The sequence below is a fragment of the Burkholderia sp. RF7-non_BP4 genome (genome assembly GCF_001521935.1).
Taxonomy (GTDB): domain Bacteria; phylum Pseudomonadota; class Gammaproteobacteria; order Burkholderiales; family Burkholderiaceae; genus Burkholderia; species Burkholderia diffusa.
This window is the reverse complement of the sequence record NZ_LOTA01000004.1, coordinates 14,930-32,311: the sequence shown is the minus strand read 5'-3', so window position 1 is coordinate 32,311 and position 17,382 is coordinate 14,930. Positions and strand designations below refer to the sequence as shown.

The following is a 17,382-nucleotide window of genomic DNA, read 5'->3' as shown; positions in this document are numbered from 1 at the left end:
TCAGTTGTCTCCATGCTTGTTGCGGCTCAGCGCGAGGCCAGGTCCATGATGCGGACCTGGTCGGCGTCCTTGCGCTCGACGATGCCGGTCATCCGGCCTTCGTGCATCACCATCACGCGGTCGCTCATGCCGAGCACTTCCGGCATTTCCGACGAGATCATCAGAACCGCGACGCCCTTGGCGGCGAGCGCGCTGACGAGCCGGTGGATCTCAGCCTTCGCGCCGACGTCGATCCCGCGCGTCGGCTCGTCGAGAATCAGGATGCGCGGTTGCGTCAGCAACCATCTGCCGATCAGCACCTTCTGCTGATTGCCGCCCGACAGGTTCTGGATTTCCTCGTGCAGCCCCGGCGTCTTCACGCGCAGCATCCGGCTCATTTCCTCGCAATCGCGCTTCAACTGCGCCTGCCGAACGAAATTGAACTTCACGTAGCGGTTGCTGAGCACCGCCGCTTCCATGTTCGCGAGCAGGTCGAGATTCAGGAAGCAGCCGGTGTCCTTGCGGTCCTCGGTGAGGAACGCCATCCCGTGCTTCATCGCCTGCGCGGGCGTGGAAATTCGCACCGGCTTGCCGTCGATCCGGATCTCGCCCGAGGTCGCCGGCACGACGCCGAACAGCGCCTCCGCGACGTTCGAGCGCCCCGAGCCGACGAGGCCCGCGACGCCGAGGATCTCGCCCGCGCGCAGCTCGAAGCTGACGTCGCGGAACACGCCGTCGACGCCGAGGTTCTTCACGGCCAGCACGACGTCGCCGATCGGCACCTCCTCCTTCGGGAACATCTGCGTGATCTCGCGGCCGACCATCATCCGGATGATGTCGTCGCGCGTGACGTCGGTCGACGCATGCGTGCCGATGTACTTGCCGTCGCGGAACACCGAGAACTCGTCGGCGATCTCGAACAGCTCGTTCATCTTGTGCGTGATGTAGACGATGCCCTTGCCCTGCTCGCGCAGCTGGCGAATGATCCGGAACAGGTGCGTGACCTCCTTGTCGGTCAGCGCGGAGGTCGGCTCGTCCATGATCAGCACGTCCGAGTCGAACGACACCGCCTTCGCGATCTCGACCATCTGGCGGCTCGCGACCGTCAGCGTGCGCACGTCGGCTTCGGGGTCGATGTCGATCGACAGCCGCTCGAACAGCGCGGCGGTGCGGCGGCGCAGCTCGGCGTGATCGATCAGGCCGAAGCGGTTCTTCGGTTCGCGGCGGATCCAGATGTTCTCCGCGACCGTCATGTACGGCATCAGGTTGAGTTCCTGGTGGATCATCGCGATCCCGCGATCGAGCGCGTCGAGCGGACCGCTCAGCACGACCGGCTCGCCGTTGATCAGGATCTCGCCCTGGTCGGGCGTGTAGACGCCGGCGATGATCTTCATCAGCGTCGACTTGCCTGCGCCGTTCTCGCCCATCAGCGCGTGCACGGTGCCGCGGCGCACGCGGAACTGCACGCCGTCGAGCGCGACGACGCCGGGAAACGACTTGCCGACGCCGCGCACCTCGAGCAGGCAATCGTCGACGGACGCACCGGACGAACCCGACGCGGCGGACGAGGCGGCCGGCGCGCTTTCGCTGGCCATCGAGCGCGCCATCCTGGCTGTAAACATGGACGTTCCTCGAAAGTCACACGCGAACCCGGACGCGCCGGGCTCGCGCAGTTCAGCGGAAAAACCGGTCAGTGCTTCGCATACTGGTTCATGTTCTCCGGCGTGACCAGCTCGAACGGCACGTTCACGTAGCGGTCGACCGGCTGCTTCTTCGCGAGCTTCAGCGCGGTCGCGACGGCCTGCGCCCCCTGCCCGGCCGCGTTCTGGTACACGGACACCTTCAGGTCGCCGCTCTTCATCGCCGCGAGCCCGTCCGGCGTCGCGTCGATGCCCGCGACGACCGTCTTCGGCGTCAGCTTGCGCGCGGCCTTCAGCGCGTTGATCGCGCCGATCGCCATTTCGTCGTTGTTCGACACGATCGCATCGAACTTCGTCCCCGAGCTCAGCCAGTTCATCGTGATGTCCTGGCCCTGCGTGCGGCTCCACTTGCCTTCGCGCTTGTCGACGATCTTCATGCCGGAACAGTCCTTGGTCGCGATCACCTCCTCGATGTCCTTGGTGCGCGCGCGCGCCGACTCGTTGGACAGCTCGCCCATCAGCACGAGGATGTCGCCCTTGCCGCCGAGCAGCTTGCACACCTGGCGCGCCTGCAGCGTGCCCGACTGCTTCTCGTCGGACGCGACCACCGCGACGCCGGCCGGCAGCTTGTCGAAATCGACCGGCTTGCGGTTCACGTAGACGAGCGGAATCTTCGCGGCGGTCACCATCTTCGTGATCTTCGGCGTCGCGTCGGTGTCGACCGCATTCACGATGATCGCGTCGACCTTCTGCGCGATCATGTTCTGGACCTGGCTCAACTGCTTGCCGACGTCGTTGCCGCCGTCCTCGATCTGTACGGTCGCGCCGTCCTTCTTCGCCGCGTCGCCGATGCTGTTGCGCAGGATCGTCAGGAACGTGTCGTCGAACGATGCCATCGTCACGCCGATCTTCTCGGCATGCGCGAGCGGCATGGCCAGGATCGCGGCGGCCGCGGCGGCCATCAGCTTGGTCTTCATGATCACTCTGTCTCCTCATCTCCGGGGGGCGGAAAACGGCGCGTTGCGCGCCGCCGGGCCGAGTCCGATAACGGACTGAAGCATCCGGATGAAACTGTAGATCACTTCGTCGAAAATTTGGAAATTTATTTCTACGTGATTTCACCTAGGGAACTGGATTTCCAAAAAGTCTAGACTCCGTTCCGTAGCCCGAGTCGTTGCGGCACGCGCATTCGCGTCGCGTCGCGACATGCGACGAAGATCCGTCGCTGGATCGGTCCCCAATCCGCCGGCAAGGTCGAACGCCGGCCGCGAGCGTGATACGTGATATGAGCCCGTTGAACTTTCCGACTGACCGCCCCATCGATCTCGCCTGCCTCGGCCGCGTCGCCGTGGACCTTTACGCGCAACAGTACGGCAGCCGCCTGGAAGACGCGCGCAGCTTCCAGATGTATCTCGGCGGCTCGTCGGGCAACGTCGCGTTCGGCGTCGCCCGGCTCGGGCTGAAGACCGCGATGATCTCGCGCGTCGGCGACGAGCAGATGGGCCGCTTCGTGCGCGAGACGCTCGAGCGCGAAGGCTGCGACACGAGCCAGCTGCAGACGGATCCGGAACGGCTGACCGCGCTGGTGCTGCTCGGTCTGAAGGATCGCGACACGTTCCCGCTGCTGTTCGTGCGCGAGAACTGCGCGGACATGGCTGTGCGCGCCGACGCAATCCGCGAGGACTTCATCGCCGGTTGCCGCGCGCTCGCGATCACCGGCACCCATCTGTCGACGCCGGGCACCCGCGAAGCATCGCTGACCGCGCTCGGCTACGCGCGCCGCCACGGTGTCGTGCGCATTCTCGACATCGACTACCGGCCGGTGCTGTGGGGGCTGACCGCGCGCGGCGCGGGCGAGAACCGCTACGTGCCGGACGCGCAGGTCACGCGCCAGTTGCAGCAGGTGCTCGGCGAGTTCGACCTGCTGGTCGGCACCGAGGAGGAATTCCTGATCGCGGGCGGCGTGCCGCACGACCTGATCGCATCGCTGCAGGCCGTGCGTCGCGCGAGCGGCGCGGCGCTGGTGGTCAAGCGCGGTGCGCTCGGCTGCTGCGTGATCGAGGGCGACATCCCCGCGCGCATCGAGGATGCGCCGACCTTCCACGGCGAACGCGTCGACGTGCTGAACGTGCTCGGCGCGGGCGACGCGTTCCTGTCCGGCCTGCTGTCCGGGCTGCTGCGCGGGCGCGACTGGGCCGAATCGACACGCATCGCGAACGCGTGCGGCGCGATCGTCGTGTCGCGCCACGCGTGTTCCGCCGCGATGCCGACGCCGGCCGAACTCGCGCACTGGTTCGGCGGCAGCCGCAATCCGCGGGTGGACGCCGATCGCACGCTCGCGCACCTGCATCGTGTGACGGTGCCGCGCCGCGAATGGGACGACCTGTGCGTGATGGCGTTCGACCATCGCAGCCAGTTCTACGAACTCGCGGTGCAGGCCGGCGCGGACGAGACGCGGATCAAGACGCTCAAGCGCCTGCTCGTGCGCGCGGCCGAACAGGTCGAGCGCGATCGCCATATCGAAGGCCACGTCGGCGTGCTGATCGACGGCGGCGCGTACGGCAGCGACGCGCTCGCGTCGGCCACCGGCCGCGGCTGGTGGGTCGGCCGGCCGGTCGAACTGCCCGGCTCGCGGCCGCTGTGTTTCGACGACACGCGCTCGGTCGGCTCGTCGCTCACGCACTGGCCGACCGAGCAGGTCGTGAAGTGCCTCGTCCACTACCACCCCGACGACGACGTCGACCTGCGCGTCGCGCAGGAGCAGCGCGTGCTGGAGCTGTGGGAAGCCACGCGCGCGAGCGGCAACGAGCTGCTGCTGGAAATCATTCCGCCGCGCGCCGTCACACCGGCCGGCACCGAGGACGACGCAGTGCTGCGCACGGTCGCGCGCTTCTACAACCTCGGCGTGATGCCCGAGTGGTGGAAGCTCGCGCCGATGAGCGCCGACGGCTGGGCGCGGCTCGAAACGCTCGTCGCCGAGCGCGATCCGTACTGCCGCGGCGCGGTGATCCTCGGGCTGAACCAGCCGTTGCAGTACCTCGTCGACAGTTTCCGCTCGGCGACCAACCCGATCGTCAAGGGCTTCATGGTCGGCCGTACGCTGTGGGCCGACGCGTCGCTGCACTGGCTCGCCGGCCGGATCGACGACCAGGCGCTGATCGACGAAGTGGCCGGCAATTTCGCGCAGCTGGTCGACGCCTGGCTCGGCCGCCGTGCCGCCGCGCGCGCCGCGGCGGCAGCCTGATGCAGATGTCCGTGATGACCACCCGACTCCCCCTGATCGACAGACGATGACCACCACCGTGAGACTGACCGTCAGCCAGGCGCTCGTGCGCTACCTGGCCGCCCTGCGCGCCGAAGTCGTCCAGCCGGACGGCCGCACCGAAATCCTGCCGTACTGCGGCGGCGTGTTCGCGATTTTCGGGCACGGCAACGTGGCCGGGCTCGGCGAGGCGCTGCACGCCGAAAAGGACCGGCTGCCGACGTTCCGCGCGCACAACGAGCAAGGCATGGCGAATGCGGCCGTCGCGTTCGCGAAAACGAATTTCCGCCAGCGGATGATGGCCGCGACGTCGAGCATCGGCCCCGGCGCGACCAACATGCTGACCTCCGCCGCGCTCGCGCACGTCGGCCGGCTGCCGTTGTTGCTGCTGCCCGGCGACGTGTTCGTGTCGCGGTTGCCCGACCCGGTGCTGCAGCAGGTCGAGGATTTCGAACAGGGCGACGTCAGCGCGAACGACTGCTTCCGGCCGGTGACGCGCTACTTCGACCGGATCACGTCGCCGGAACAGCTGCTCGTCGCGCTGCCGCGCGCGATCCAGGTGATGACCGACCCCGCGCAGTGCGGGCCCGTGTGCCTCGCGCTGCCGCAGGACGTGCAGACCTTCGCGTACGACTGGCCGGAGGATTTCTTCGCGCCGCCGGTGATCCGGATGCGCCGGCCGCCCGCCGACGCGCTCGAACTCGCGGACGCGCTGGACGTGCTGAAGGCTGCGAAGAAGCCGCTGATCGTCGCCGGCGGCGGCGTGCTGTACAGCCAGGCATGGGATGCGTTGCGCACGTTCGCCGACACGCACGGCGTGCCGGTCGCCGAATCGCAGGCCGGCAAGGGCAGCCTCGCGTGGGACCACCCGCTGAACCTCGGCTCGATCGGCGTGACGGGCTCGCCCGCCGCGAACCGCGCGGCCGCGCAGGCCGACGTGGTGTTCGCGGTCGGCACGCGCCTGCAGGATTTCACGACCGGCTCGCACGCGCTGTTCGGCAACGCGACGCTGCTGAGCCTGAACGTGCAACCGTTCGATGCGGGCAAGAAACGCGGCCGGCAATTGATCGCCGACGCGCGCACCGGCCTCGGCCAGCTGTCGGCCGCGCTCGCTGGCTGGCAGGCAGATGCGGCGTGGACCGCCGCGAACCGCGACCAGGCCGCCGCGTGGAACGCGCGCGTGACCGAGCTGACCACGCGCGTGCCGAAGGACACGCTGCCGTACGACGCGGAAGTGATCGGCGCGGTGCGCGACTCCGCGGCCGACGCGGGACGCGACAGCGCGCGCGACGATCTCGTCGTGTGCGCGGCCGGCACGCTGCCGGCCGAGCTGCACAAGCTGTGGCGCAGCGGTGTGCCGGGCAACTATCACATGGACTACGCGTACTCGTGCATGGGCTACGAGGTCGCGGGCGGCCTCGGCGCGAAGCTCGCGCGGCCCGAGCGCGAAGTGATCGTGATCGTCGGCGACGGCTCGTACATGATGCTCAACGCGGAGCTCGCGACGTCCGTGATGCTCGGCCGCAAGATCATCGTCGTGATCCTCGACAACCGCGGCTACGGCTGCATCGAGCGGCTGCAGCTGAACTGCGGCGGTGCGAGCTTCAACAACATGCTCGACGACTGCGTGCCCGAGGGCGGCGAACGCTCGACGATCGACTTCGCGATGCATGCGCGCGCGATGGGCGCCGAAGCCGTGCACGTGCGCGACGTCGGCGAACTGCGCAGCGAAATGAAGCGTGCGCGCGCGGCGAAGACGAGCCAGGTCATCGTGATCGACACGACGCACGAGCGCACGACCGCGGACGGCGGCGCATGGTGGGAAGTCGCGGTGCCGCAGGTGTCCGCGCGCGCCGGCGTCGGCGAAGCGCATCGCGCGTATCTCGACGCGAAGACCCGGCAGCGGCGCTGACACGCTTTCCGTTTCAATCCTCCGCCCCGCGACGACAACAATCGAACCAAGGAAGCAAGTCATGAGCTGGAACGTTCGCATCGGTATCAATCCCCTGTCGTGGATGAACGACGACCTGCCGTCGCTCGGCGGCGAGACGCCGCTCGAGACGGCGCTGAAGGAAGGCGCCGAAATCGGCTATGCGGGCTTCGAGCTCGGCAACAAGTTTCCGAAAACGGGCCCCGAGCTGAAGGCGAAGCTCGCCGAATTCGGGCTCGTATGCGTGTCGGGCTGGTATTCGGGCTTCCTTGCGGAACTCGAACCGGGCATGAGCGATGCCGATGCGCTCGCCGCCGAAATCGAGCGCTGCCGCGCGCACATGACGAAGCTGCAGTTCAACGACGTGAAGGTCGTGGTGTACGGCGAATGCGCGGGCACGATCCAGGGCAACATCGACACGCCGGTCGCGAAGCGTCCGCGTTTCGTCGACGACGAAGCCTGGCGACGCTACGCGGCACGCCTCGACGCATTCGGCGCGCACCTGCTCGAGACCTACGGGATCAAGCTCGCCTACCATCACCACATGGGCGCATACGTCGAATCGCCCGCCGACGTCGACCGGCTGATGGCGCTGACCGATCCGGCGAAGGTGTTCCTGCTGTTCGACACGGGCCACGCGTATTTCGGCGGCGCGGCCGATCCGGTCGCACTGCTGAAGAAACACGTGTCGCGCGTCGTGCACGTGCACTGCAAGGACGTGCGGCCGCAGGTCGTCACGCAGGCGCGCAACGGCGGCTGGAGCTTCCTGAACGGCGTGATCAACGGCACCTTCACGGTGCCGGGCGACGGCGCGCTCGATTACGAAGCGACGCTGCGCACGCTGAAGGACGCCGGCTACGAAGGCTGGCTCGTGGTCGAAGCCGAGCAGGACCCGGCCGTCGCACCGAGCTATCAGTATGCGAAGAAAGGCTACGAATCGCTGCGCGCGATCGTCGACCGGTTGAGCGCTTAAGCCCCGTCACCCCGCCGTCACCCCATTGTGGAGCCCCGTTCCATGACGATTTCTCCCCTGCTGGTCAAGGCATCCGCCGACCGCGAAATCTGCAACGTGACGCCCGAGTCGGCCGGCTGGAAACACGTCGGCTTTCGCGCGCTGCGCCTGAAGGCCGGCGATACCGAAACGCTCGATACCGGCGCGCGCGAACTGTGCGTCGTCGTGCTCACGGGCACGCTGCGCGCGCAAGTCGACGGCGAGACCCACGATGCGCTCGGCAAGCGCGACAGCGTGTTCGAGGAAGTGTCGCCGGACGCGCTGTACGTGCCGGGCGGCAAGACCGTCACGCTGGTCGCGACGCGCGATGCGGAAGTCGCGCTGTGCACCGCGCCTTACGCGAGCGGCGACAAGCGCGTGCAGCGCCTCGACGGCGAACGGATGCGGCGCGCGGTGCGCGGGCAAGGCACCAACACGCGCTACGTGTGCGACATCCTGATGGGCGACAACCCGGCGGCCGATCGCCTGCTCGTCGTCGAAGTGATCACGCCCGCGAGCCACTCGAGCAGCTATCCGCCGCACAAGCACGATCGCGACGCGGCGCCGGACGAAACGTCGCTCGAGGAAACGTATTACCACCGGATCGATCCGCCGCAGGGTTTCGCGTTTCAGCGCGTATACACGGACGATCGCAGCCTCGACGAGACGTGCGCGGTCGAGAACCACGACGTGGTGATGGTGCCGCGCGGCTATCACCCGGTGGTCGCGCCGCATGGCTACAACCTGTATTACCTGAACGTGATGGCCGGGCCGAGCCGCGCGTGGGCATTCAAGAACGACCCCGCGCACGAATGGATGCTCGACGCGGCACCCAGGCGCTGACGCGTTGATGCGCTGAACGATCGACGGCTCGCGCGCGACACGCAGGACGAGAACGCGTGCCTGAGCCGGATTTGCGACGACACGGAGCTGCCATGGCGCCCCCCTTCCCCCGCTTCGCACCCGCGCCCTTCGGCGACACCGCGTCGACTCCGACGCTGTCGCACTTCGATGCCGACGTCGCGCGCCGGCTCGGCGACATCGCCGTCAATCTCGCGGCGCGCCGCGGGCTGCCGATCGCGGTCGGCATCGTCGGCGAAGCCGCGCCGCTGTTCTACTGCGCGCTCGACGGCAGCCGCGCGAACGACAGCGACGCGATCCGCCGACGACAGAACACGGTGTTCCGTTTCGGCGTCAGTTCGCTCGAGGTCGGCGCGCGCTTTCGCCGCGCCGGCTGGTCGTTGCAGTCGCAGGGATTGTCGGAGGTCGACTATGCGCTCGACGGCGGCGGCGTGCCGTTGCGGCTTGCCGGCGGCGGCATCGTCGGCGCGATGACGATCGTGGGGCTCGACGACGCATGCGATCACGCACTCGTCGTCGAAAGCCTGCGCTGGCATGTCGGCGCGAACGCGCTCGCGATGAGCGCGTAGCCGCGCGCGCCGACTCGCGCGGTCAGTGCAGCCCGCCGCTCGCGACGAGGCGCTCGCCGGTCAGCCAGCGGGAGTCGTCCGATGCGAGGAACACGGCGACCGACGCGATGTCGTCCGGCTCGCCGAGGCGGCCGAGCGGCGTTTCGCTGAGCACCTGCTTCTCGAGATCCGAACCGATGATGCCCGCGCTGTGCGTGCCTTCGGTCACGATCATGCCCGGGTTGATCGCGTTCACGCGGATCTTGCGCGGGCCCAGCTCGAGTGCGAGCACGCCGGTGATCGCGTCGACGGCGCCCTTCGTGCCGCTGTATACGGCGCTCGCAGGCGGCGTGATGCTCGTCACCACCGAGCTGATGTTGATGATGCTCGCGCCTTCGCCGAGATGCTTGACGGCGGCCTGCGTGGTCAGCAGCACGCCGAACACGTTCGTGTCGAATTGCCGGCGGTAGTGCTCTTCGGTGATCGCCTCGATCGGCGCGAATTCGTACACGCCGGAATTGTTGACCAGCACGTCGAGACGGCCATAGGTCTCGATCGCGGTGTCGACGATGCGCTGGGCGTCCGCTGCCTTCGACACGTCGCCGCCGACCGCGACCGCGCGGCCGCCCGCCTCGACGATCGCGCTCACGACCGCGTCGGCACCGGCCTTGCTGCTCGCGTAGTTGACCACGACCGCCGCGCCTTCGGCGGCCAGCGCCTTCGCGATCGCGGCGCCGATCCCCTTGGAGCCGCCCGTGACGATCGCTACCTTGCTTGCCAGCTTGCTCATGATTTCATTCCTCAGTCGGAAGACGTTCGATGGATGGGTGCCGATCGCGCCAGTCGCGGCGCACACCGGCCTTGCTGGCAATATTGGCGGCTCGCGCGGCGGCGATAAAGCGGCTCGACGCGAATTGACTGGCGGAGTTATCCGAACAATCGGCGGACGGACGGTCAGCCGGCACTCAACCATGCACTGACGACGTCGGCGCCGAGCCCGTCCAGCGGGCCGTCGTAGACGATCCGACCGCGCCCCATCACCGCGACGCGCCGCGCGAGCCGCGGCGCGAGCTGCAGCCGCTGCTCGATCAGCAGGATCGCGACGCCGTCGGCCTGCAGCGCGGCGAGACACGCGCCGACTTCGTCGACCGCGAGCGGCGCGAGCCCTTCGGCCGGTTCGTCGACGATCAGCACGCGCGGGCGGCCGGCGAGCGCGCGCACCAGCGCGAGCACCTGCTGTTCGCCGCCCGACAGCCGTCCGGCCTTCACGTCCGCCCGCGCGGCCAGCAGCGGAAAGCGCGCGAGCAACCGGTCGAGCGCCGCGCGTTCGGCCGCGCCGTGCACGCCGCGCAGCCCGAGGCGCAGGTTGTCGCGCACGCTCAGCAGCGGGAACACGTCGCGGCTTTCAGCGACGTAAGCGACCCCGCGCCGCGCGATCTCGAACGTGCGCGCGCCCGCGCATTCGGCGCCGGCGACGCGCACCGAGCCCGCGGTGCGTACGAGCCCCATCACGGCCTTCGCGAGCGTCGAGCGGCCCGAGCCGTTGCGGCCGAGCAGCGCGAGCGTCTCGCCCGGCGCGAGCGCGAGATCGACGCCGTCGAGCACGGGCTGCATTCCGTACCACGCACGCAGGCCGCGAATGTCGAGCAGCACGCTCATGCGCCCTCGCCAAGATAGGCCGCACGCACGGCCGGGTCCGCGCGGATCGCGTCGGGTGCGCCGGTCGCGACCACCGCGCCGCGCACGAGCACCGTGATGCGCTCGGCGAAGCCGAACACCGCATCCATGTCGTGCTCGATCATCAGCACCGTGCGGCCCTGCGTCGTCGCGCGGATCAGCGCGATCATCCGCGCCGCCTGATCGCGGTTCATGCCGGCCGTCGGTTCGTCGAGCAGCAGCGTGCGCGCGCCGCTCGCGAGCGCGATGCCGAGATCGAGCGCGCGCTGTTCCGCGTAGCCGAGTTCGCCGGCCGGCGTGTCGCGCCGCGCATCGAGACCGATGTCGCTCAGCACGCGCGCGGCCGCGCGATCGACCGACGCGGATTCGCGCAGCCGGTTCCACCAGCGCCGCCGCTCGGCCGGCGCATGCAGCGCCGCGCAGCGCAGGTTGTCGAACACGCTCAATCGTGCGAACGCGCTCGTCTGCTGGAAACTGCGGCCGATGCCGAGCCGGCTCGCCACGACCGGCCCGCGCCCGCGCAGCTCGACGCCGTGCAGCATGACGCGCCCGCGCGTCGGCCGCGTCGCGCCGGCGATCACGCCGAACAGCGTCGACTTGCCCGCGCCGTTCGGCCCGATCAGCGCGTGACGCTCGCCGACCGGGACGTTCAGCTCGATGCCGTCGAGCACGGTCTGCGCACCGAAGCGCTGCACGATCCCGTGCAGCGCGATCGCGCTACCGTTCATCGCCCGTCCTCCCGCTTGCCGTGCCGGTGGTTCTGGAACCGTGCGCGCCAGCCCCACAGCAACGTGCCGATGCCGGCCGCCGAGCATGCGACGACCCAGCCCGCCGGCGCATCGGCGTCGATGCCCCACGCGCCGAACGCGATGCCCGCGCCGTCGTCCTGCGCGAAGCGCCATGCATAGCCCAGTTCGGCCGCGCAGACGATCGCGACGGCCCAGAACGCACATGCGCCGATGCCGCACAGCACACGCCAGCGCTCGGCGGGCGGCGCGTCGCCGCGCGACGCGTGCGCAAGCGTCCGCGCGATGCCCGCGATCCCGCGCGGCGCCGCGACGACGACCGCGACGAACAGCACGCCGAGATACAGCGCCCATGCGCGCGACACGCCCGCGACGACGATGCTCAGCGCGGTCAGCACCACCGCGCCGGCCGCCGGCCCGAAGAACGTGCCGGTGCCGCCGATCACCGCGGCGATGAGCACGGTCGCCGAACGCGCCATCGACACGCTGTCGGGCGTCGCGATCTCGACGTCGATCAGCGTCAGCGTGCCGGCAATGCCCGCGAAGAACGACGCGCAGGTCACCATTGCGAGCCGCACGCGACGCGGCTCGGTGCCGAGCGCGGCAACGCGCGCGGGGTTGTCTCGCACCGCGTTCGCGAGCCGCGCGAGCGGCGTGCGCGTCAGCGCGTGCATCGCCACCGCGGAGACGATGCACCATGCGGCGATCACGGCATAGGCCTGCGTTTCCGCGCCGAAATGCCAACCGGTCAACGGCGTGCCGCTCGCGCGATCGATCGGTACGCCGCCGAGGCCGCCGAACCACGCGGGCACGCTCCACGCCGCGGCCGCGACGCACTCGCCGAGGCCGAGCGTGATCATCGCGAACACGGTGCCCGCCCGGCGTGTCGCGAGCAGGCCGGCGACGAACCCGAAGCCCGCGCCGGCCACCCCGCCGACGAGCGGCAACAACGGCAACGGGCCACCGACATGATTGAACCAATGCGCGGCAGCGAATGCGCCAAGGCCCGCGAACGCGGCATGACCGAACGACAGCAGCCCCGTCGTGCCGAGCTGCAAGTTGTACGACAGCGCGAGCACGACGAGTGCGGCCGTCTGTGCGAGATAGCCGAGCACCGCGCCATGCGGCCACAGCCACGCCGGCAGGATCAGGCACGCGGCGAACGGCACCCAGCGCAGTGCGCCGGCCCGTGCGCGGCTAGCCATCGACGCGCTCGCCGAACAGTCCGCGCGGACGGGCGACCAGCACCGCGACGAGCAGCAGGTACGGGACCAGCGGTGCGAGCTGCGCGATCGACACGGCAGCGACGCTGTCGGGCAGCGCGACGCCCGACCATTGCGCGAGGTCGCGCAACGACGTGTCGCTGGCCGCCGCGAAGGTCTGCGCGAAGCCGACCGCGAGCGATGCGACGAGCGCGCCGCCGAGCGAGCCGAGCCCGCCGATCACGACGACCGCGAACACGACCGACCCGACGGTCTCGGCCAGCGCCGGTTCGATCACCGCGAGCGGCGCGCCGATCACGCCGGCCAGCGCCGCGAGCGCGGTGCCCGCGCCGAACAGCCCCGTCATCATGCGCGGCACGTCGTAGCCGAGCGCCTCGACGGCCGCGCGGTGCGTGAGCGCGGCGCGCACGACGAGCCCGATGCGCGACGCGCGCAGCAGCACGCCGAGCGCGACCAGCATCGCCGTGGACATCGCCATCATGAAGAGCCGGTAGCGCGGCAGCGCGAGGCCGAACACGGCCACGGGCGCACCGTCGAACAGCGGCGGCACCGGGGCCGGCAGCGGCGCGAGGCCCCAAAAAAGTTTCGCGCCCTCGCCGATCAGGTATGCGAGCCCGAAGGTCAACAGCAGCTCGCTCGTGTGCCCGTGCGGCTGTACGCGGCGCAGCAGCCAGCGCTCGCAGCCGGCGCCGAGCAGCCCGACCGCGAGCGGCGCGAGCGCGAGCGCGGGCCAGAAACCCGCGCGGGCCGCGATGCTGTATCCGATGTAGGCGCCGAGCATGTAGAAGCTCGCATGCGCGAAGTTGAGCACGCCCTGCACGCTGAAGATCAGAGTGAGGCCGGCCGACAGCATGAACAGCAGCAACCCGTAGCTGAGGCCGTTGAACGCCTGGAGCGCGAACGCGTGCACCGCCACGCGCCCGTCAGCCGGCGAGCGGTTCGAGCGCCGCGCGCAGCGCGTCGGGCAGCGGCACCGGGCGGCGCGTGCCGCGATCGACGTACACATGCACGAAATGTCCCTGCGCGGCCGGCGCGGCCGCCCCTGCCGCGAACAGCCCGATCTCGTAGCGCACGCTCGACGTGCCGAGCTTCGCGACGCGCAGCCCCGCATCGACCGACTGCGGAAACACGAGCGGCGCGAAGTAGTTGCACTGCGTCTCGACCACGAGCCCGATCGTCTGCCCGTGCTCGACGTCGAGCACACCCGCGCGGATCAGGTATTCGTTCACGACGGTGTCGAAGTAGCTGTAGTACACGACGTTGTTCACGTGTCCGTAGACGTCGTTATCCATCCAGCGGGTCGTGATCGGCAGGAAGTGGCGATAGGCGTCGCGGGAACGCGGCTGCGGCTTGTCGGACATGGCGATGGCGGTCAGGAGGAAGAAGACGAAGCGGACGGCGCGCGGTGGCCGTGCGAGACGGCGCGCCGACGAACGGCGGATTGCCGCGTCGCGACCGTGCGCGGCGCGGCCGGTGACGTGCCGGAAGCGGCGCGGCCCGTCACTGCCCCGCTCGATCGACGAATTCGAAATCGAGGCCGCGCGCGCGCATCCAGTCGGCCAGCGCGTAGCCTGTGCCGGCGCGCCACGGGCGCAGCAACGGCGGCTCGACGAGCCGGTATTCGAGCAGCTCCGGCGACAGCGCGACGGTGCCCGATGCGCGCACGTGATACGCGATGATCAGCTCGTTCTTGCGGATGAATTCATACACGCCGACCAGCGTGACCTGCTCGGCCTTCAGCGCGGTTTCCTCGAACACCTCGCGCGCGATGCCGTCCTCGGGCGTCTCGCCGTTCTCGAGGAAACCCGTGATCAGCGCGAACATCCCCTCCGGCCAGGCCGCATTGCGCGCGAGCAGGATCTTGCCGTCGAGCTCGACGATGGCGGCCACCACCGGCAGCGGGTTGTTCCAATGGACGTAGCCGCACTCGTCGTCCGGGCAGGCCTGGCGGACACGCCCGCCCTCGTGTTCGGGATCGGCGCGCTCGGTCAGCGGACGCGCGCAGCGCGGGCAAAAACGGTAGTCGGCGATGGTCATCGATGAGAATCTGGCAAGCGCCGACGGCGGCCGGCAAGCCGCCTCGCACGCCTGCCCGGCGCAGGAAAGGCTTCATTCTAGCGAGTTTGCCCGCGTCGCTGACGATCCGGCCCCGATGATGTCAGGGTTGCATGCGCGGTTGCGCACGCCCGCGTGCGGCCGTCGCCGCGAAGCCGGCGGCACCGACGAGCAAGGCACCCGCCGCGACCCACAACGCTGGCGAGAACGACCCGAAGCGCGCGGTCAGCGGCGCCGCGACGAGCGGGCCGAGAATCTGCCCGACCCCGTACGACGCGGTCGCATAGCCCATCAGCCCAGCCGCGCGCTCGCCGTGCAGCCGCCGCGCCTCGCGCATCGCGAACAGCGTGATCGCAGTGAACGGCAGGCCGAGCAGCGCGCTGCCGATCGAGAAGCCAGCCGCATTCGGCCACACGATCCCCGCCGCGATTCCGAGCGCCTGCGTCGCGCAACCGGCGGCGAGCAGCAGCCGGTTGTCCCAGTGGCCGGGCAGCCGCGCGGCCGCGATCGCGCCGACGATCAGCGCCGCGCCGAACATCGGCCAGAACAGGTCCGGCCACGGCGAGCCGGCCGGCAGCGCGGCGCGCGCGATCACCGGCAGGAACGTCGCGGTGATGATGTAGCCGAAGCCCGGCATCCCGTACAGGACGACGAGCCATGCGGCGTCGGCGCGATGGCGCCGTGCGTCGTGCGGTGCCGCGTCCGTCGCCGCATGCCGGACGGGCGCGGCCGACGATACGGTTGCCGCCGCCGGCACCGGCACGCTGCCGAACGTGCGCCAGATCGCGATCGACAGCACCGCCGACAGCGCCGCGAAACCGAGCCAGCCGGGCGCCGCGCGATGGCCGGCCAGTGCGCTGCCGATCAGGCCCGTCAGCACGATGCCGACGCCGGGCCCCGCGTAGATCACCCCGCTCCACTCGGGCGCGTGCAGCTCGGCGAGCCGCCGCAGCCCCCATTGCGACACGAACACGAACGTCCATGCGCTGACGACGCCCGCGACGAAGCGCACCACGAGCCACACGGGCAGCAAATGGCCAATGCCCATCGCGGCGGTCAGCAGCACGGTGGCGCCAAGCCCGAAGCGCACCATCCGCGCATGCTCGACCCGCACCGCCGCGCAGCTGACCGCGCCGACGAAATAGCCCGCGTAGTTCGCCGACGCGAGCCAGCTGCCGGCCTTCAGGCCGATCGAGCCGTCGGCGAGCATCAGCGGCAGCAGCGGCGTAAACGCGAAGCGGCCGACGCCGAGCGCGACCGCGAGTCCGATCATGCAGGCAAGCGCGGCAGCGCGGGCGCGGCGGTCGGCGTCATCGGACAGGTGTACGCCGGCGGCGCTCGGGGCATCGGAACGGGACATGGCGGCATGGGCCGCGCGGGTTGCGCGACGGCCGGAACGGGAATCGGATTGCGTGTATCGTAGCTTGACCGAACGTTCTCTAAAAATGAATAATTGAGAATCCATTCATCGCATGGAGAGAATCATGGACCTGGCGGCGCTGGCGATTTTCCGGGCCGTCGTGCGCGAGAACGGCATCACGCGCGCGGCGGCGAAGCTCAATCGCGTGCAATCGAACGTGACGACGCGCATCAAGCAGCTCGAGGAGGAACTCGGCGCGGCGCTGTTCGTGCGCGACGGCCGTCGGCTCGTGCTGACGCCGGCCGGGCACACGCTGCTGCCGTACGCGGAGCGGCTGCTCGAGCTTGCCGACGAGGCGCGTGACGCGGTGCGCGAGGACACGCCGCGCGGGCGGCTGCGGCTCGGCACGATGGAAAGCACGGCCGCGAGCCGGCTGCCGACCGTGCTCGCGCGCTATCACCATGCGTGGCCCGACGTGTCGCTGGAACTCGTGACCGGCACAACCGGCTGGCTGATCGACAAGGTGCGCGACTTCGAGATCGACGCGGCGCTGTTCGCGCGGCCGCCCGAGCCGGACACGCTGCCCGACACGTTCGAGACGGTGCCCATCTTCCGCGAGGATCTGGTGCTGCTGACGCCGCGCGGCCATCCGCCGGTGCGCACGCCGCGCGACGTGATCCTGCCGACGCTGATCGCGTTCGAGCGCGGCTGCACGTACCGGAAGTATGTCGAGCGATGGTATGCGGCGCACGGGATGAAGCCCGCGCGCGTGCTCGAACTGGGTTCGTATCACGCGATCGTCGCGTGCGTCGCGGCCGGTGCGGGCATCGCGGTCGCGCCGCGCTCGGTGCTCGAGCTTCAGCCCGAGACCGGCAACGTCGCCGCTCATACGATCGCGGAACTCGAAGGGATCGACACGCTGCTCGCGTGGCGGCACGGTTACGCGTCGGCGGCGCTCGCCGCGTTGCGCGATGCGCTCGGCGATGCCGCGCGGGAATCGGGGGATGCGCCCGCGTTGCCGGCGACGGCATTACCGGCCTGATTCCGCCGCGCCGGCACGCGCTCATCCCGGGCACCGGCAAAAACAAAACGACCCGACCGGCCACTGCC

General features: G+C 69.8%; 16 protein-coding genes. 6 read left to right on the top strand and 10 right to left on the bottom strand.

Features of this window, described 5'->3' with window-relative positions:
- Nucleotides 1–26: 26 nt before the first annotated feature.
- Entirely contained in the window at nt 27–1,601 is a 1,575-nt protein-coding gene (locus tag WS49_RS02295) for a sugar ABC transporter ATP-binding protein (RefSeq protein ID WP_059524102.1), read from the bottom strand.
- Nucleotides 1,602–1,669: 68 nt separating this feature from the next.
- Nucleotides 1,670–2,596 (bottom strand): sugar ABC transporter substrate-binding protein, encoded by a 927-nt coding sequence (locus WS49_RS02290; RefSeq protein WP_059524100.1) that lies wholly within the window; start codon nt 2,594–2,596, stop codon nt 1,670–1,672.
- A gap of 308 nt (nt 2,597–2,904) precedes the next feature.
- On the opposite strand from WS49_RS02290, the gene WS49_RS02285 reads away from it, so the two are divergent.
- The 5 genes from WS49_RS02285 to WS49_RS02265 all read left to right on the top strand — a co-directional run bounded on the left by WS49_RS02285 (nt 2,905) and on the right by WS49_RS02265 (nt 9,232).
- Nucleotides 2,905–4,863 (top strand): bifunctional 5-dehydro-2-deoxygluconokinase/5-dehydro-2-deoxyphosphogluconate aldolase, encoded by a 1,959-nt coding sequence (locus tag WS49_RS02285; protein ID WP_059524098.1) that lies wholly within the window; start codon nt 2,905–2,907, stop codon nt 4,861–4,863.
- 46 nt (nt 4,864–4,909) lie between these two features.
- A complete protein-coding gene (gene iolD / locus WS49_RS02280; protein ID WP_059524096.1) occupies nt 4,910–6,793 on the top strand; it encodes a 3D-(3,5/4)-trihydroxycyclohexane-1,2-dione acylhydrolase (decyclizing) in 1,884 nt (627 codons plus the stop codon).
- A gap of 61 nt (nt 6,794–6,854) precedes the next feature.
- On the top strand, nt 6,855–7,784 hold the full coding sequence (iolE, locus tag WS49_RS02275) for a myo-inosose-2 dehydratase (RefSeq protein WP_059524094.1): 930 nt from the start codon (nt 6,855–6,857) through the stop codon (nt 7,782–7,784).
- Nucleotides 7,785–7,826: 42 nt separating this feature from the next.
- A complete protein-coding gene (gene iolB, locus WS49_RS02270; protein ID WP_059524092.1) occupies nt 7,827–8,645 on the top strand; it encodes a 5-deoxy-glucuronate isomerase in 819 nt (272 codons plus the stop codon).
- A 92-nt stretch (nt 8,646–8,737) separates the two neighbouring features.
- The gene (locus WS49_RS02265; protein ID WP_059524090.1) at nt 8,738–9,232 is read left to right on the top strand and encodes a heme-degrading domain-containing protein; all 495 of its coding nucleotides are present in this window, start codon (nt 8,738–8,740) and stop codon (nt 9,230–9,232) included.
- Between the two features lie 22 nt (nt 9,233–9,254).
- On the opposite strand, the gene WS49_RS02260 is transcribed toward WS49_RS02265, so the two are convergent.
- The 8 genes from WS49_RS02260 to WS49_RS02225 all read right to left on the bottom strand — a co-directional run bounded on the left by WS49_RS02260 (nt 9,255) and on the right by WS49_RS02225 (nt 16,272).
- Nucleotides 9,255–10,001 carry a glucose 1-dehydrogenase gene (locus WS49_RS02260; protein ID WP_059524088.1) on the bottom strand — a complete coding sequence of 249 codons (747 nt, stop codon included), beginning with the start codon at nt 9,999–10,001 and terminating at the stop codon, nt 9,255–9,257.
- A 164-nt stretch (nt 10,002–10,165) separates the two neighbouring features.
- Nucleotides 10,166–10,870 (bottom strand): ABC transporter ATP-binding protein, encoded by a 705-nt coding sequence (locus WS49_RS02255; RefSeq protein WP_059524086.1) that lies wholly within the window; start codon nt 10,868–10,870, stop codon nt 10,166–10,168.
- On the bottom strand, nt 10,867–11,616 hold the full coding sequence (locus WS49_RS02250; protein WP_059524084.1) for an ABC transporter ATP-binding protein: 750 nt from the start codon (nt 11,614–11,616) through the stop codon (nt 10,867–10,869). Before WS49_RS02250 ends, WS49_RS02255 begins: the two co-directional genes overlap by 4 nt.
- Entirely contained in the window at nt 11,613–12,839 is a 1,227-nt protein-coding gene (locus tag WS49_RS02245) for a branched-chain amino acid ABC transporter permease (RefSeq protein ID WP_059524083.1), read from the bottom strand. Before WS49_RS02245 ends, WS49_RS02250 begins: the two co-directional genes overlap by 4 nt.
- Entirely contained in the window at nt 12,832–13,767 is a 936-nt protein-coding gene (locus WS49_RS02240; protein ID WP_059524175.1) for a branched-chain amino acid ABC transporter permease, read from the bottom strand. Before WS49_RS02240 ends, WS49_RS02245 begins: the two co-directional genes overlap by 8 nt.
- A 13-nt stretch (nt 13,768–13,780) precedes the next feature.
- Nucleotides 13,781–14,218, bottom strand: coding sequence for an acyl-CoA thioesterase (locus WS49_RS02235; RefSeq protein ID WP_059524081.1), 438 nt, complete (start codon nt 14,216–14,218; stop codon nt 13,781–13,783).
- A gap of 139 nt (nt 14,219–14,357) precedes the next feature.
- Nucleotides 14,358–14,894 (bottom strand): NUDIX domain-containing protein, encoded by a 537-nt coding sequence (locus WS49_RS02230; RefSeq protein WP_059524079.1) that lies wholly within the window; start codon nt 14,892–14,894, stop codon nt 14,358–14,360.
- Nucleotides 14,895–15,015: 121 nt separating this feature from the next.
- On the bottom strand, nt 15,016–16,272 hold the full coding sequence (locus WS49_RS02225) for a YbfB/YjiJ family MFS transporter (RefSeq protein WP_059524077.1): 1,257 nt from the start codon (nt 16,270–16,272) through the stop codon (nt 15,016–15,018).
- A gap of 124 nt (nt 16,273–16,396) precedes the next feature.
- Here WS49_RS02225 and WS49_RS02220 point away from each other — a divergent pair, with 124 nt between their 5' ends.
- The gene (locus tag WS49_RS02220; RefSeq protein ID WP_059524076.1) at nt 16,397–17,314 is read left to right on the top strand and encodes a LysR family transcriptional regulator; all 918 of its coding nucleotides are present in this window, start codon (nt 16,397–16,399) and stop codon (nt 17,312–17,314) included.
- Nucleotides 17,315–17,382 lie beyond the last annotated feature (68 nt).